11 protein-coding genes are annotated in these 13898 nt (G+C 68.0%); 3 read left to right on the top strand and 8 right to left on the bottom strand.

What is annotated here, in order from left to right:
* Positions 1-116 precede the first annotated feature (116 nt).
* Positions 117-542, bottom strand: a complete 426-nt coding sequence (locus GJG85_RS07205; protein ID WP_089488371.1) for a type VI secretion system amidase immunity protein Tai4 — start codon at positions 540-542, stop codon at positions 117-119.
* A gap of 404 nt (positions 543-946) precedes the next feature.
* Between GJG85_RS07205 and GJG85_RS07200 the strand changes: the two genes are divergently transcribed.
* Together GJG85_RS07200 and galU are read left to right on the top strand one after the other, a co-directional pair.
* Positions 947-3814 carry a valine--tRNA ligase gene (locus tag GJG85_RS07200; RefSeq protein ID WP_050017560.1) on the top strand — a complete coding sequence of 956 codons (2868 nt, stop codon included), beginning with the start codon at positions 947-949 and terminating at the stop codon, positions 3812-3814.
* A gap of 87 nt (positions 3815-3901) precedes the next feature.
* On the top strand, positions 3902-4786 hold the full coding sequence (galU, locus tag GJG85_RS07195) for a UTP--glucose-1-phosphate uridylyltransferase GalU (protein WP_050017561.1): 885 nt from the start codon (positions 3902-3904) through the stop codon (positions 4784-4786).
* 52 nt (positions 4787-4838) lie between these two features.
* Here the strand turns inward: galU and GJG85_RS07190 are convergent, their stop codons facing one another.
* The 7 genes from GJG85_RS07190 to GJG85_RS07160 all read right to left on the bottom strand — a co-directional run bounded on the left by GJG85_RS07190 (position 4839) and on the right by GJG85_RS07160 (position 12233).
* Positions 4839-5453: a DUF4136 domain-containing protein gene (locus tag GJG85_RS07190; RefSeq protein ID WP_050017562.1), complete on the bottom strand. Its 615-nt coding sequence runs from the start codon at positions 5451-5453 to the stop codon at positions 4839-4841.
* A 37-nt stretch (positions 5454-5490) separates the two neighbouring features.
* Positions 5491-7878, bottom strand: coding sequence for a CHASE2 domain-containing protein (locus GJG85_RS07185; RefSeq protein ID WP_050017564.1), 2388 nt, complete (start codon positions 7876-7878; stop codon positions 5491-5493).
* Between the two features lie 10 nt (positions 7879-7888).
* Complete coding sequence (locus GJG85_RS07180) at positions 7889-9250, bottom strand: FecR domain-containing protein (protein ID WP_050017565.1); 1362 nt, start codon at positions 9248-9250, stop codon at positions 7889-7891.
* Complete coding sequence (locus tag GJG85_RS07175) at positions 9247-9951, bottom strand: response regulator transcription factor (RefSeq protein WP_006490421.1); 705 nt, start codon at positions 9949-9951, stop codon at positions 9247-9249. The genes GJG85_RS07180 and GJG85_RS07175 overlap by 4 nt, the downstream gene beginning before the upstream one ends.
* Positions 9952-10218: 267 nt before the next feature.
* Entirely contained in the window at positions 10219-10698 is a 480-nt protein-coding gene (locus GJG85_RS07170) for a peptidase (protein WP_204383810.1), read from the bottom strand.
* A gap of 254 nt (positions 10699-10952) precedes the next feature.
* Positions 10953-11180 carry a sulfurtransferase TusA family protein gene (locus GJG85_RS07165; protein WP_006402122.1) on the bottom strand — a complete coding sequence of 76 codons (228 nt, stop codon included), beginning with the start codon at positions 11178-11180 and terminating at the stop codon, positions 10953-10955.
* Between the two features lie 117 nt (positions 11181-11297).
* Entirely contained in the window at positions 11298-12233 is a 936-nt protein-coding gene (locus tag GJG85_RS07160) for a LysR family transcriptional regulator (RefSeq protein ID WP_050017569.1), read from the bottom strand.
* Between the two features lie 110 nt (positions 12234-12343).
* On the opposite strand from GJG85_RS07160, the gene GJG85_RS07155 reads away from it, so the two are divergent.
* The gene (locus GJG85_RS07155; RefSeq protein WP_050017570.1) at positions 12344-13864 is read left to right on the top strand and encodes a CoA-acylating methylmalonate-semialdehyde dehydrogenase; all 1521 of its coding nucleotides are present in this window, start codon (positions 12344-12346) and stop codon (positions 13862-13864) included.
* Positions 13865-13898 lie beyond the last annotated feature (34 nt).

Genomic DNA, 13898 nt, shown 5'->3' with positions numbered 1-13898 from the left:
ATGCGGACCCGACATTATAAGTCCGTCGTGCGCGATACCGTGACCGACCGATGTGGCATCGCGGCCCAACAGGCCGCCTTCCCCGCCGGCGACGGCTTCGGCACGCGTGACCAGCGTTATTTTCTGCGCGGGGCAGCAGGTTGGTCGCCGATCCAGTCGGGATGAGGGACATACCGGCGAACTTGTTCGGCGAGTTCGGGGCCGTGATGCAGGTCCGGGCATTTCAGCAGAGCAAATTTTGCCCCGGCGTAACCTTCCACGGGATTGCCGTAATCGCGGCGCAAATAGTGTTCTGCAAGCCGCTCGACCGCCCGATCGCCTTTTTCCTCATCGTAATAAGTCCATTCCAGGAACGCACTCTTGGTGACGTCGGCATCCTTGCCTGCCGACGATCCCCGGTAAGCGAGCGACAGGCACGCCGCCAACGCCCTGTCCTTGTAATTCTCCGCATTGGTGCGCCGCACGGCCATGACGGAACCGGCTGCTTCGGCAGACAGTGCCGAACATAGCGCGACGGCGCAGACCACCCGAAAAATATTCATTTGAGCGACTGGAAATAAGCGCGGCTAGTGCGAGGGTTCGCCTCCGGCATCCGCCGAGGGTTCTTTTTATCCCGGATATGCGCAGCGACGCTGCCCCCGATCACCTGTGCCACTCTCTCGCCCGAACGGGCCGGATCGTAGATCTTCGTTGACGCCGCCCACGCGGCGGCAAATGTCGGTCGTATCACTCCACTCTCCTGGGTGACGACGGCGGACCGATGCGGCAGCGAGCCCTCGCCGACTCAAACCCGCAGCCTGACCCGCAAGTTAACCGTCCCAACACGCGTCAGCAATTGGACACGTGCGAACCTGACTGTAAGCCGCGAACGGCTCCGCTCGACGCCCGGCGACTTATAATGTGCGGTTCAAGTCTCCAACAAGCATTTTTCGGCAAATTTCCAACCATGAGCGACAACACGCTGGCGAAGAGCTTCGAACCCCACACCATCGAGTCCCAATGGGGGCCGGAGTGGGAAAAACGCGGCTATGCCGCCCCGGCATTCGATCCGTCCCGCCCCGATTTCGCGATCCAGTTGCCGCCGCCGAACGTGACGGGCACGCTGCACATGGGCCACGCGTTCAACCAGACGATCATGGACGGCCTCGCCCGCTATCACCGGATGCTCGGCGAGAACACGCTGTGGGTGCCCGGCACCGACCACGCGGGGATCGCCACGCAGATCGTCGTCGAGCGCCAGCTCGACGCGCAGGGCGTGTCGCGCCACGACCTCGGCCGCGAGAAGTTCGTCGAGCGCGTGTGGGAATGGAAGCAGAAATCCGGTTCGACGATCACGGACCAGGTGCGCCGCCTCGGCGCGTCGACCGACTGGTCGCGCGAATACTTCACGATGGACGACAAGATGTCGGCCGCCGTGCGCGACGTGTTCGTCACGCTGTATGAACAAGGGCTGATCTACCGCGGCAAGCGCCTCGTCAACTGGGATCCGGTGCTGCTCACCGCCGTGTCGGATCTCGAAGTCGTCAGCGAGGAAGAAAACGGCCACCTGTGGCACATCCGCTACCCGCTCGTCGACGGCTCGGGCTCGCTGACGGTCGCCACCACGCGTCCCGAGACGATGCTCGGCGACGTCGCGCTGATGGTCCATCCGGAAGACGAACGCTACGCGCACCTGATCGGCAAGCTCGTCACGCTGCCGCTGACGGGCCGCGAGATTCCGGTGATCGCCGACGACTACGTCGACCGCGAATTCGGCACCGGCGTCGTGAAGGTCACGCCCGCGCACGACTTCAACGACTACCAGGTCGGCCTGCGCCACAAGCTCGCGCCGATCGAGATCCTGACGCTCGACGCGAAGATCAACGACAACGGCCCCGAGCAGTATCGCGGCCTTGACCGCTTCGACGCGCGCAAGGCGATCGTCGCCGACCTCGACGCGCAAGGCTTCCTCGACTCCGTGAAGCCGCACAAGCTGATGGTGCCGCGCGGCGACCGCACGGGCGTCGTGATCGAGCCGCTGCTGACCGACCAGTGGTTCGTCGCGATGACGAAGCCGGCGCCGGAAGGCACGTTCCATCCTGGCAAGTCGATCACCGAGGTATCGCTCGACGTCGTGCGCGACGGCCAGATCAAGTTCGTCCCGGAAAACTGGACGACCACCTACTACCAGTGGCTCGAGAACATCCAGGACTGGTGCATCTCGCGCCAGCTGTGGTGGGGCCACCAGATCCCCGCGTGGTACGGCGAGAACGGCGAGGTGTTCGTCGCCCGCAACGAGGAAGACGCACGCGCGCAGGCCGCGGCAAAGGGCTACACGGGGGCGCTCAAGCGCGACGAAGACGTGCTCGACACGTGGTTCTCGTCGGCGCTCGTGCCGTTCTCGTCGCTCGGCTGGCCGAACGAAACGCCCGAACTGAAGCACTTCCTGCCGTCGTCGGTGCTGGTCACCGGCTTCGACATCATCTTCTTCTGGGTCGCCCGGATGGTGATGATGACCACGCACTTCACCGGCAAGGTGCCGTTCCATACCGTCTACATGCACGGCCTCGTGCGCGACGCGGAAGGCCAGAAGATGTCGAAGAGCAAGGGCAACACGCTCGACCCGATCGACATCGTCGACGGCATCGACCTCGAGGCGCTGGTCGCGAAGCGCACGACGGGCCTGATGAACCCGAAGCAGGCCGCGACGATCGAGAAGAAGACGCGCAAGGAATTCCCGGACGGCATCCCCGCGTTCGGCACCGACGCGCTGCGCTTCACGATGGCGTCGATGGCAACGCTCGGCCGCAACGTGAACTTCGACCTCGCGCGCTGCGAAGGCTATCGCAACTTCTGCAACAAGCTGTGGAACGCGACGCGCTTCGTGCTGATGAACTGCGAAGGCCACGACTGCGGCGCCGACAAGCCGGAAGTGTGCGGCGCGGGCGACTGCGGCCCCGGCGGCTACCTCGACTTCTCGGCGGCCGATCGCTGGATCGTGTCGCTCTTGCAGCGCACCGAAGCCGACATCGCAAAGGGTTTCGCCGATTACCGCTTCGACAACATCGCGAGCAGCATCTACAAGTTCGTGTGGGACGAGTACTGCGACTGGTATCTGGAGCTCGCGAAGGTGCAGATCCAGAACGGCACGCCGGAACAACAGCGCGCGACGCGCCGCACGCTGCTGCGCGTGCTCGAAACGGTGCTGCGCCTCGCACACCCGGTCATCCCGTTCATCACCGAGGCGCTCTGGCAAAAGGTCGCGCCGCTCGCCGGCCGCTATCCGCAAGGCAAGGCCGAGGGCGAAGCGTCGCTGATGACGCAGGCGTATCCGGTCGCGAACCTGCAGAAGCTCGACGAGGCGTCCGAACAGTGGGCGGCCGACCTGAAGGCGATCGTCGACGCGTGCCGCAACCTGCGCGGCGAGATGAACCTGTCGCCGGCCACCAAGGTGCCGCTGCTGGCCGCCGGCGACGCCGAGCGCCTGCGCTCGTTCGCGCCGTACGTGCAGGCGCTCGCGCGCCTGTCGGACGTGCAGATCCTCGCGGACGAAGCGGCGCTCGACCGGCAAGCGCACGGCGCGCCGATCGCGATCGTCGGCCCGAACAAGCTGGTGCTGAAGGTGGAGATCGACGTCGCGGCCGAACGCGAGCGCCTGTCGAAGGAAATCACGCGCCTGACGGGCGAGATCGCCAAATGCAACGCGAAGCTCGGCAACGAGGCGTTCGTCGCGAAAGCGCCGCCGGCCGTGGTCGAACAGGAGCAGAAACGCGTCGCGGAATTCCAGAGCACGCTCGACAAACTGCGTGCGCAGCTCGATCGGTTGCCTGCGTAACAAACGGTAAGGTCATTTGCGTTCAATATAATGCGAACGTGAACATAGACCGTCTGACAAGTCGATTACAGGAATAAAGGTTCGATCATGTTGAAAGTCACCAAGGCGGTATTCCCCGTGGCCGGCCTCGGCACGCGGTTCCTGCCGGCAACGAAGGCGAGCCCGAAGGAAATGCTGCCCGTCGTCGACAAGCCGCTGATCCAGTACGCGGTCGAGGAAGCGATCGCGGCGGGCATCACCGAGATGATCTTCGTCACCGGGCGCAGCAAGCGCGCGATCGAGGATCACTTCGACAAGTCGTACGAGGTCGAGGCCGAACTCGAGGCGCGCGGCAAGGAAAAGCTGCTCGAACTCGTGCGCAGCATCAAGCCGAGCCATGTCGACTGCTTCTACGTGCGCCAGCCGGAAGCGCTCGGCCTCGGCCACGCGGTGCTGTGTGCGGAAAAGCTGGTCGCCGACAACCCGTTCGCGGTGATCCTCGCGGACGACCTGCTCGACGGCAACCCGCCGGTGATGAAGCAGATGGTCGACGTGTTCGACCACTATCACAGCTCGGTGATCGGCGTCGAAGAGATCCCGCCGTCGGAGACGAAGTCGTACGGGATCGTCGACGGCAAGGAATGGGAAGAGTCGATCGTCAAGATGTCGGCGATCGTCGAGAAGCCGGCGCCGGAAGTCGCGCCGTCGAACCTCGGCGTGGTCGGCCGCTACATCCTGAAGCCGCGGATCTTCGAGCATCTGCGTGCGCTGAAGCCGGGCGCGGGCGGCGAACTGCAACTCACCGACGCGATCCAGGCGCTGCTCGCCGACGAACAGGTGCTGGCCTACAAGTATCAGGGCACGCGCTACGACTGCGGCAGCAAGCTCGGCTACCTGAAGGCGACGGTCGAATTCGCGCTGCGCCACCCGGAAGTCGGTGCGGAGTTCGAAACGTACCTGCGCACGCGCGACGGCGGACAACCGACCGTCTGAACGCGGCAAGGGCCCGCCCGGCGGGCCCGCCCTCACCTCGCGGCCAGCGCTGTCAGTGCGCGTCGGCCGGCTTCACCGAGACGACGCCCGGCATGCCGCCCGCGTCGTCTTTTTTCGTCTTGACGAGCCAGCCGCTGCCGTCGCCGAACGGCACCTTCGCCAGCGCGCTCTTCACGAGCGCCGGCGCGGCCTGCTGCGTGCCCGGATCGCGGTCGCGCAGCGACGCCGACACGCGATAGACGTCGGCGCCCGATTTCGCATCGACGAAGCGCAGCGTCAGCACGTGACGGTACACGCGGCCCATGAACGGCAGCGCGAACGGCGCGGGCCCGTCGACCGTCACGCATGCGCTGCTCGCCGCGCCGCAGCCGGCGGCGCTCGCCGCGACCGCCGCCGGCTGCGTCGCATACGCGATCGACAACCGGTAGCGCGCGTCCTTGAGCGGCTGCGCATCGAAGCCGCGGCGCGCGAGTTCGTCGCGCACGAGCGTCTCGATCTGCCGATACTCGGCGTCGCCCGCCTGCGCAGCCGTCCGCACGAAATCGTAGCCGTGCGCCCCCGATGCAAATGCATTCGGCTGCCCGAGCGCACTCACGCCGCTCGTCACGCCCGCGCAACCCGTCAACAGCGACGCCGCCAGCACGGTCGCCGCCCATTGCTTTCTCATGGCTTTCCCCAAATACCTGCCGTCGCGCCCGGCCCTGTCAGGCGGACGGCTCGTCGATCGCGGGCAGCGACACCGTCACCGCGGTGCCGACACCCACTTCGCTGTCGACCGACACGCTGCCCCCATGGCGCGTGACGACCGTCTTCACGAATGCCATGCCGAGCCCGGAGCCCGAGATTTCGGGCCGCTCGCCGGCATGGAATCGCTTGAAACGCTCGAACAGATGCCGCTGATCTTCCGGCGCAATGCCGTATCCCTGATCGCGAATCGTACAGAACATCCGCTTCGATGCGTGCTCGACCGTCAGCGTACACGTGATCACCGTGTCGGACGGACTGTATTTGACCGCGTTGTTCAGCAGGTTCACGAATGCGCGCGTGATCAGCGAGCGGTCCGCGCGCACCCAGCACATGTCGGCGCCCACGTCGGTCTCGACGCGGATGTGCTTCGCCTGCGCCTGCGGCCACACCTCGTCGCTCGCGTCGATCAGCACGTCAACGAGGCTCGTCACCTCGAGCTGGTACGCCTGCGACTCCGCGCGCGCCAGTTGCACGAACTCGTCGGCGAGCGACAGCGCGCGGTGCGCATAGCGCTCGATCCGCGCGAGCAACCCGCGCATCGCGTCGCTGTCGACGCGGTCGCGCTCGATCTCGACCAGCGCGAGAATCGATGACTGCGGCGAGCGCATGTCGTGCGACAGCAGGTGCAGCGCTTCCTCGCGATGCCGTTCGGCCGCGTGCAGCTCGGTCACGTCGACGAGGCCGGCGATCCAGCCCGTCACGCGCCCTTGCGCGTTCGTACACGCCGCGTAGCGTAGCAGATGGTCGAGCCCGTCGCGATCGCGCACCTCGATACCGCGCGCCATCGCGTCGTGCTCGGCCTCGAGCGTCGGGTCGAGCGCGGCCGGCCAGCGCTCGCGGATCGCCGCGTCGTGCTCGGCGTTGCCGTCGACGGTCTTCATGAACGTCAGCTCGCCGAGCGCCGTGCGCAGCGGCCGCCCTTCCGGCAGCGGCAGCGCGAGCCGCGACCCGTAGCGTTTCGCCGCGTGGTTCGCGATCAGCACGGTGCCGGCGAGATCGGTCACGAAGATCGGCTCGGGCATACTGTCGAGGCTGTCCCACACGAAGCGTTTCATATCCTGCACGCGCTGCGCGGCCTGCGCCATCAGCGCCATCTGCCGCTCCAGCACGTCGCCGCCGACGCTGCGCGTACGCGGCGCCTCGGGCAGCAGGTGCGGCTCGTCGGCGAGCTTCTGCAGCTCGCGGCGCAGGTACGACATCGTCATTTCCAGCCGCCGCCAGTTCCAGATCGGGTAGACGGCGATCAGCCCGAAGATCGCGGGCGCCGGCGTCAGCCAGATGCGCGCCTCAAACAGCAGCGCCAGGCTCGCGACGACGGCGAGCGCGGCGAGGCTCAGCGTCAGCAGCAGCGCACGCCACGGCGACAGCATCAGGAAGCCGCCCAGCAACACGGCGAGCGGCAGCAGCGACGCGACGAACAGCCCCAGGGGCGACGCGGGCGAGATCGCACTGCCGGTCGCCAGCATGTCGAGCACGTTCGCATGGATGTACACGCCGGCGAGCGGGCCGAATTCGCCGGACACCGGCGTCGCGAAGCGATCGTACAGCCCGGACGCCGTCACGCCGACGACGACGATCTTGCCGCGCAGCGCGTCGGGCTTCACGCGCCCTTCGAGCACGTCGTCGAACGACAGCGTCGGATACGCGGGCGTGTTGCGGCTGAACGGAATCAGGTAGCGGCCGTCGCCCGCCGCATCGCGCGACAGGTCGTGCGCGTTCGCGCCGGGCACGCCGCCGACCGGATGCAGCCGGCCGGCCTGGATCGCACGATAGACGGGCACCATCAATTGCGGCCAGCGCACGCGGCCGTCGCTTTCGAACAGCGCGACGCTGCGCACGATGCCGTCGCGATCGACTTCGAGATTGATATGGCCGAGCCCCGTCGCGCGCGCCGCGAGCGCGGCGACCGGCGGATCGACGGAACGCGTGCCGTCCGCCTGCTCGGGGCTCAGCAGCACCGGCAGGAAGGTCGGCACGCGGCTCATCGCGTCCGCGAACGCGCGATCCTCGGGCGACGGTTCGGTAAACAGCACGTCGTAGACGACGGCGGCCGGCTGCGCGCGCGCGAGCGTGTCGAGCAGCCGCGCATGCACGTCGCGCGGCCACGGCCAGCGGCCGAGCGCGGACACGCTCTGGTTGTCGATGTCGACGACCACCACGTCGGGCGACAGCGGCAGGCTGCGCAGCATCAGCAGCCGGTCGTAGATCAGCCCGTCGACGCTCGACGACAGGCGGCCGAGCGCGCACGCGAGGATCACCGCGACCCCGAGGCAGCCGATCGCGATCCATTCGATCAGGAAGCGGCGGCCGAGGTGCCGCCGTGTGGAAACGGAATCGGGTTTCATGCGCCGCGGGTCAGCGCGACAACGTGAACGCGCTGACCGGACTGGTCTTCTCGTAGAACTTGCCGCCTTCGAATTCCTCGACGGTCACCGCCCAGAAATAGTCGCCCGGCGGCAGGTGCGCGACGGTGATCTGGCGCGCGTGCAGGCCGACCTGATCGACGACCGGCGCGCTCAGGTCCTTCGAGCGCGACAGCACGAACCGGTAACGCGCGTTCTTGCCCGCCCCGTTCGGCGACCAGCGGAACTCGTAACCGCCGGCGCCCGGCGACGCGCTCGCGTCGAGCCCCATCACGCGGCGTTCGAACGCATAGGTGCGCGGCAGCCCCTCGAGGCCGTTCGCATCGATCGCGGCGATCCGCACGAAGTAGTTGCCGTTCGGCACGTCGCGGAACACCGCGCGCGGCGAATCGGTGCGTGTCTCGCGGAACAGGTCCATCAGCCCCGCATCGTGCGCGAGCTGCACGCGGTACGCATGCGCTTGCTCGAGCGGCGCGATGTCGAACGCGACGCCGGGCTCGTCCTGCACCTTGTCGGGATGCTCGAGCGCGGGTGCGCCCAGCAGCGCGATCGGCGCGCCGACCGCACCCGACGACGTCGCGACGCTGCCGAAGTTCGCATGCACGAGCGTCGCGCCGGCCGGCTTGCGGCCGCCCGCGACGCCGACGGTGCCGTCGAGCACTTCGACGCGCGTCGACGCCGTGCCGGCCGCGTCGTAGTTCACGCGAAAGCGCGTGCCGCGCACGCCGGCGACGACCGACGGCGAGCGGATCTGGAAGCGGTCGTCGCGTTTCTTCAGGTGGGTGACTTCGCTGTCGACCGAGCCGCGCGTGAGTTCGAACTCGCGATCGAGCGTGCCGGTCAGCACCGTGCGGCGCAGCGACTTCAGGTCGAGCTGGCTGTCGGGCGGCAGGCTCATGTGCGTGCCGTCGGTCAGCTCGATCGTCACGAAGCCGTTCGGACCGGTACGCACGCGGTCGCCTTCGGCGAGCGTCGCATCGTTCGCGAGCGGCGCGAAGGCGGCGCCGGACGCGCGCTCGGCCGTGCCCTGCACCGCGATCACGCGTGCGGTGAGCTTTTCCTTGCGCAGGCGCGCGACCGGCAGCTTCAGCGCGATGCCGGGCTGCAGGCGCTTCGGCGCCGGCACGCCGTTGATCTGCTGGAGCAGTTGCCAGTCGTCCACGCCCTGCAGGTAGCGCGCGGCGACGTCGTACAGCGTGTCGCCCGCCTGCGTGCGATAGACGACCGTCTTGCCCGCGGCGGCGGGCGGCTGCGCCGCGGCCTGCTGCGCTGCGAACGCGAATGCGACCGCGCAGGCCGCGCGCAGCGCCGCCGTGCACAGGCCCGCCGTGCGCCGCGTGATGCGCGCGGTCACTCCGGTTCCCCCTGGCCGACCCGTTCGAGCCGGTAGCCGTATCCGTAGATCGGCGCGAGACGGTAGCCGTTTTCGGGCCGCAGGCCGAGCTTGGTGCGCAGCATCGAAATGTGCGTATCCATCGTGCGCGACGGAATGTCGGTCGCCTGCTTCCATACGAGGTCGAGAATGTGCGCGCGCGACAGCGGCCGGTCGAGATGCTGGAACAGCAGCAGCGCGAGCTCGAATTCCTTTTGCGTGAGACTCACGGCCTTGTCGCCGACGTACGCCTGCTTCAGGTTCACGTCGAAACGGAACTGGTCGAACTCGCGGACGGTGGCCTCGGCATTGACCGGATACGCGCGGCGCAGCAGCGAACCGATACGTGCGCGCAGGATCGGGCCCGACACGGGCTTGACCACGTAATCGTCGGCGCCGGCGTTGAGGATCTGCGTGATTCCCGCCTCGTCGTCGCGGCTCGTCATGAAGATGATCGGCAGGCTGTGCTCGGTCTGGTTCGCCCGCACCCACTTGAGCACTTCCTCGCCGGACATGTCGGGCACGTTCCAGTCGAGCACCAGCAGGTCGAACGTCTCGCGCTGCAGGCGCTTCTTCAGGGCCTTGCCTTCCTTGAACGCATAGCACGTATGGCCGACGGCCGTCAGCGTTTGACTGACGAAATCCGTCTGGGCCGGATCGTCATCCAGTACAGCAATTCTCATAGCACCCCGCAAATCGAAGTCGACTCGTCCACTCGGCTCCCGCGCCTGCCCCGGCCGCGCCACCTGTGCGCGGCGTCCGGATACCGGCCGGCGAGCCGTCGTTCGCCGCTCGCGCCTCCTGCGCAAGCCGGCGACCCCGGCTAAATATCTCAAAAACGGGGCACGGACGAACCGGCGATTTCATCATAGTAGTATGAAATTCGCCAAGAAATTGCGCGGACTATCGCCCTTTCTTCGAATAATCCTTTCTCTTGCGCAACCGGACGCCTATTCGGCGCCCGCGATGCCGGCCACCGGCTCGGCGAAATCATCCGTCGGCATGCGCGGCGACGGCCGCTGCGGCAACGGCGGTTGCGCCAGCACGGGCTGCCCCAGCACGGGCTGCCCCAGCACGGGCTGCCCCAGCATCCGCTGCAACTGGTCGCGCACGCGCTCCCACGCGCCGGCCGCGTAGTCGGGCTGGCCCGCCGCCCATGCCTGCGCCAGATCGAACACGCGTTCGATCGTCGCACCGCAGTAGGTCGGGCCCGCGCCGTCGTCCCGCGCGGCGTCGCGCAGCCGTTCGTCCAGCCATTCGGCCAGCCACGGCATCTCGGCCGCGGCCGAATCCGCATAGGCCTCCAGCGCGGCACGCGCGTGGCGGTCCTGTTGCGGATCGAGCTCGATCCGGCTCAATTCCGAGGTGCGCACGGGCGCGATGCTTTCCGCTCCGGACGGACTTCGAAGGGTCCCTGGTCTGAAGGACATGTCCTCTCCCCGTTGTACGACGGTAGCGTCAGGCATGGCCCCCGAGCCCGCCGTGCGACGTACCGTGGCCGGCGCCTCCGCTGGGAGCGGACGACCGGCCGGGTCAGTATACGCAGCCGGTCGCGCAACGAGGTTTAAGAATTGTCAGAGAAGTGTGGCCAGCGCTTTCCAATGGAACAGGAGCCTGGGCAAGGGCACCGGGCCAGGGACAGCCGGCGAGGCGCCCGGCGCGGCGGGACACGTGATGCGCGCCTTCAGCGGCGGCGCATCAGGAATACGAAGGTCTTGTCCTGGGTCGTCGATTCGACGATCTCGTTGCCCGTCTGCTTCGCGAACGCGGCGAAATCGCGCTGCGAGCCCGGATCGGTCGCGAGCACCTTGAGGATCTGCCCGCTTTCCATATCGGCAAGCGCTTTCTTGGCACGCAGGATCGGCAACGGGCAATTGAGCCCGCGCGCGTCCACTTCCTTGTGAATCTGCATCGGCTGTCGACCTTCGAATGACGCGCCATACGTGGCGCGGGAGGAAGCGGCGATTTTACCGCAGCGCCGCCGCGCTTGCCCGGGCCGCCCACGGCCAGGCGCCCGCCGGCACCCGGCTCACGCGCCGGAGAAGCCGCCCGCGAGCCGTTCGCGCAGGTGCCGCACGAGCGCGCGCACCGCACTCGGGACGACCGGGCTGTACGGGCGGATCGCGAAAATGTGGTCGCCGAACGCGCCCGACGGCCGCCAGCCGTCGAGCAGCGCGACGAGCCGGCCGGCGTCGAGATCGCGCCGCGCGCTGAAATCGGGCAGCAGCGCGATGCCGAGCCCGCCGAGCGCGGCCTCGCGCATCGCCTCGCTGTTGTTCGCCGCGAAACTGCCGCGCACCGGCACGCTCACGCGCTCGCGGCGGCGGCCGTCCGGCTCGAAGCTCCACGCGGCCGGCTCGTGCTCGCGCAGATAGCACAGGCAGCTGTGATCGACGAGCTCGCTCGGGTGGCGCGGCGCGCCGCGCGCGTCGAGATAGTCGCGGCTCGCGACCAGCAGCGAACGCGTGTCGCACAGCTTCCACGCGACGTGGGTCTGCGGCGCGGTGGTCGTATGGCGGATCGCGAGATCGAAGCCCTCCTGCGTCAGCGAATGCAGGCGGTCCGACAGGTCGAGCTCGATCTGCACGCCCGGATGCTGGCGCAGGAAATCGGGCAGGTGCGGCACGACCTGCTGGCGCCCGAGCGCGACCGGCACCGTCAGGCGCAGCAGCCCGCGCGGCTCGCCGGCGAGATCCTTCACGCGCGCGAAATGCTGGCCGATCGACTCGAACGCATCGCGCGTGCTGTCGACGAGCGTCTGGCCCGCATCGGTGAGCCGCACGCTGCGCGTGGTGCGGCGCACGAGCGGCACGCCGGCCGCCTTTTCGAGATCGGCGATGCGCTGGCTCATCGCGGCCTTGCTGATGCCGAGCCGCTGCGCGGCGGCCGTGAAACTGCCGGCCGCGGCCAGCACCGTCAGCGAATGGATATGCGGCCAGAGCGCCTGGACATTTTGCTGATTCATCCAGTGATTATTCAGAATTCTGAACAGTGAATCAAGCTGCGCGGTCTTCTCCCGCCCCGCCGCTTTGCCTAGACTTGGTTCCGTTCCCCCCCTACTCCCAGGAGACACGCATGACCACGGTTCCCGCGTATACGTCCGACGCCGACGTCGGCCACTACATCGACGGCGCGCCCGTCGCCGGCCGCAGCGGCCGCTTCCAGGACGTGCTCAACCCGTCGCTCGGCCGCGCGGTGCGCCGCGTCGCGCTCGCCGGCAACGACGAAGTCGAGCGGGCCGTCGCGTCCGCCCACGCCGCGTTCCCGGACTGGGCCGCGACGCCGCCGATCCGCCGCGCGCGCGTGCTGCACCGCTTCCTGCAACTGATGAACGAGCACCGCGACACGCTGGCTGCGATCATCACGGCCGAGCACGGCAAGGTGTTCTCCGACGCGCAGGGCGAAGTCGCGCGCGGCATCGACATCGTCGAATTCGCGTGCGGCGTGCCGCAACTGCTGAAGGGCGACTTCACCGACCAGGTCAGCACCGGCATCGACAACTGGACGATGCGCCAGCCGCTCGGCGTCGTCGCGGGCATCACGCCGTTCAACTTCCCGTGCATGGTGCCGTGCTGGATGTTCCCGGTCGCGATCGCGACGGGCAACACGTTCGTGCTGAAGCCGAGCGAGCGCGACCCGTCGGCCGCGCTGTTCATCGCCGACCTGCTCACGCAGGCCGGCCTCCCGGCCGGCGTGTTCAACGTCGTGCAGGGCGACAAGGGCGCGGTCGATGCGCTGCTCGACCACCCGGACGTGCAGGCCGTCAGCTTCGTCGGCTCGACGCCGATCGCGGCCTACGTGCAGCAGCGCGCGGTGCAGTCGGGCAAGCGCGTGCAAGCGCTGGGCGGCGCGAAGAACCATCTCGTCGTGATGCCCGACGCGAACATCGAGCAGGCGGTCGATGCGCTGATTGGCGCCGCGTACGGCTCGGCCGGCGAGCGCTGCATGGCGATCAGCATCGCGGTACTGGTCGGCGACGTGGCCGACAGGATCGTGCCGGCGGTCGCCGAGCGCGCGCGCAAGCTGGTGATCGGCGACGGGATGTCGCCGGAAGTCGAGATGGGCCCGATCGTCACCGGCGAAGCGCTCAAGCGCATCGAAGGCTATATCGAGCAAGGCGTGAACGAAGGCGCGCAACTGGTGGTCGACGGCCGCGGGCTGCGCGTGCCGGGCCGCGAGGCCGGCTTCTTCACCGGCGGCACGCTGTTCGATCACGTCACGCCCGACATGCGGATCTACAAGGAAGAAATCTTCGGGCCGGTGCTCGGCTGCGTGCGCGTGAAGGATTTCGGCGAAGCGGTCGACCTGATCAATGCGCACGAGTTCGGCAACGGCGTGTCGTGCTTCACGAGCGACGGCGGGATCGCGCGCGAATTCGCGCGGCGCATCCAGGTCGGGATGGTCGGCATCAACGTGCCGATCCCGGTACCGATGGCATGGCACGGCTTCGGCGGCTGGAAGAAGAGCCTGTTCGGCGACATGCACGCGTACGGCGAGGAAGGCGTGCGCTTCTACACGCGCCAGAAGTCTGTGATGCAGCGCTGGTCGTCGAGCATCGGCAAGGGCGCCGAATTCGCGATGCCGACCGCGAAGTAAGCCGGCCGGTGCGCCGCCCGTCGATCCGTTCGGC

The organism is Burkholderia sp. MS389 (genome assembly GCF_016899425.1).
Lineage (GTDB): Bacteria > Pseudomonadota > Gammaproteobacteria > Burkholderiales > Burkholderiaceae > Burkholderia > Burkholderia sola.
This window is presented reverse-complemented; position numbering and strand designations above follow the sequence as displayed.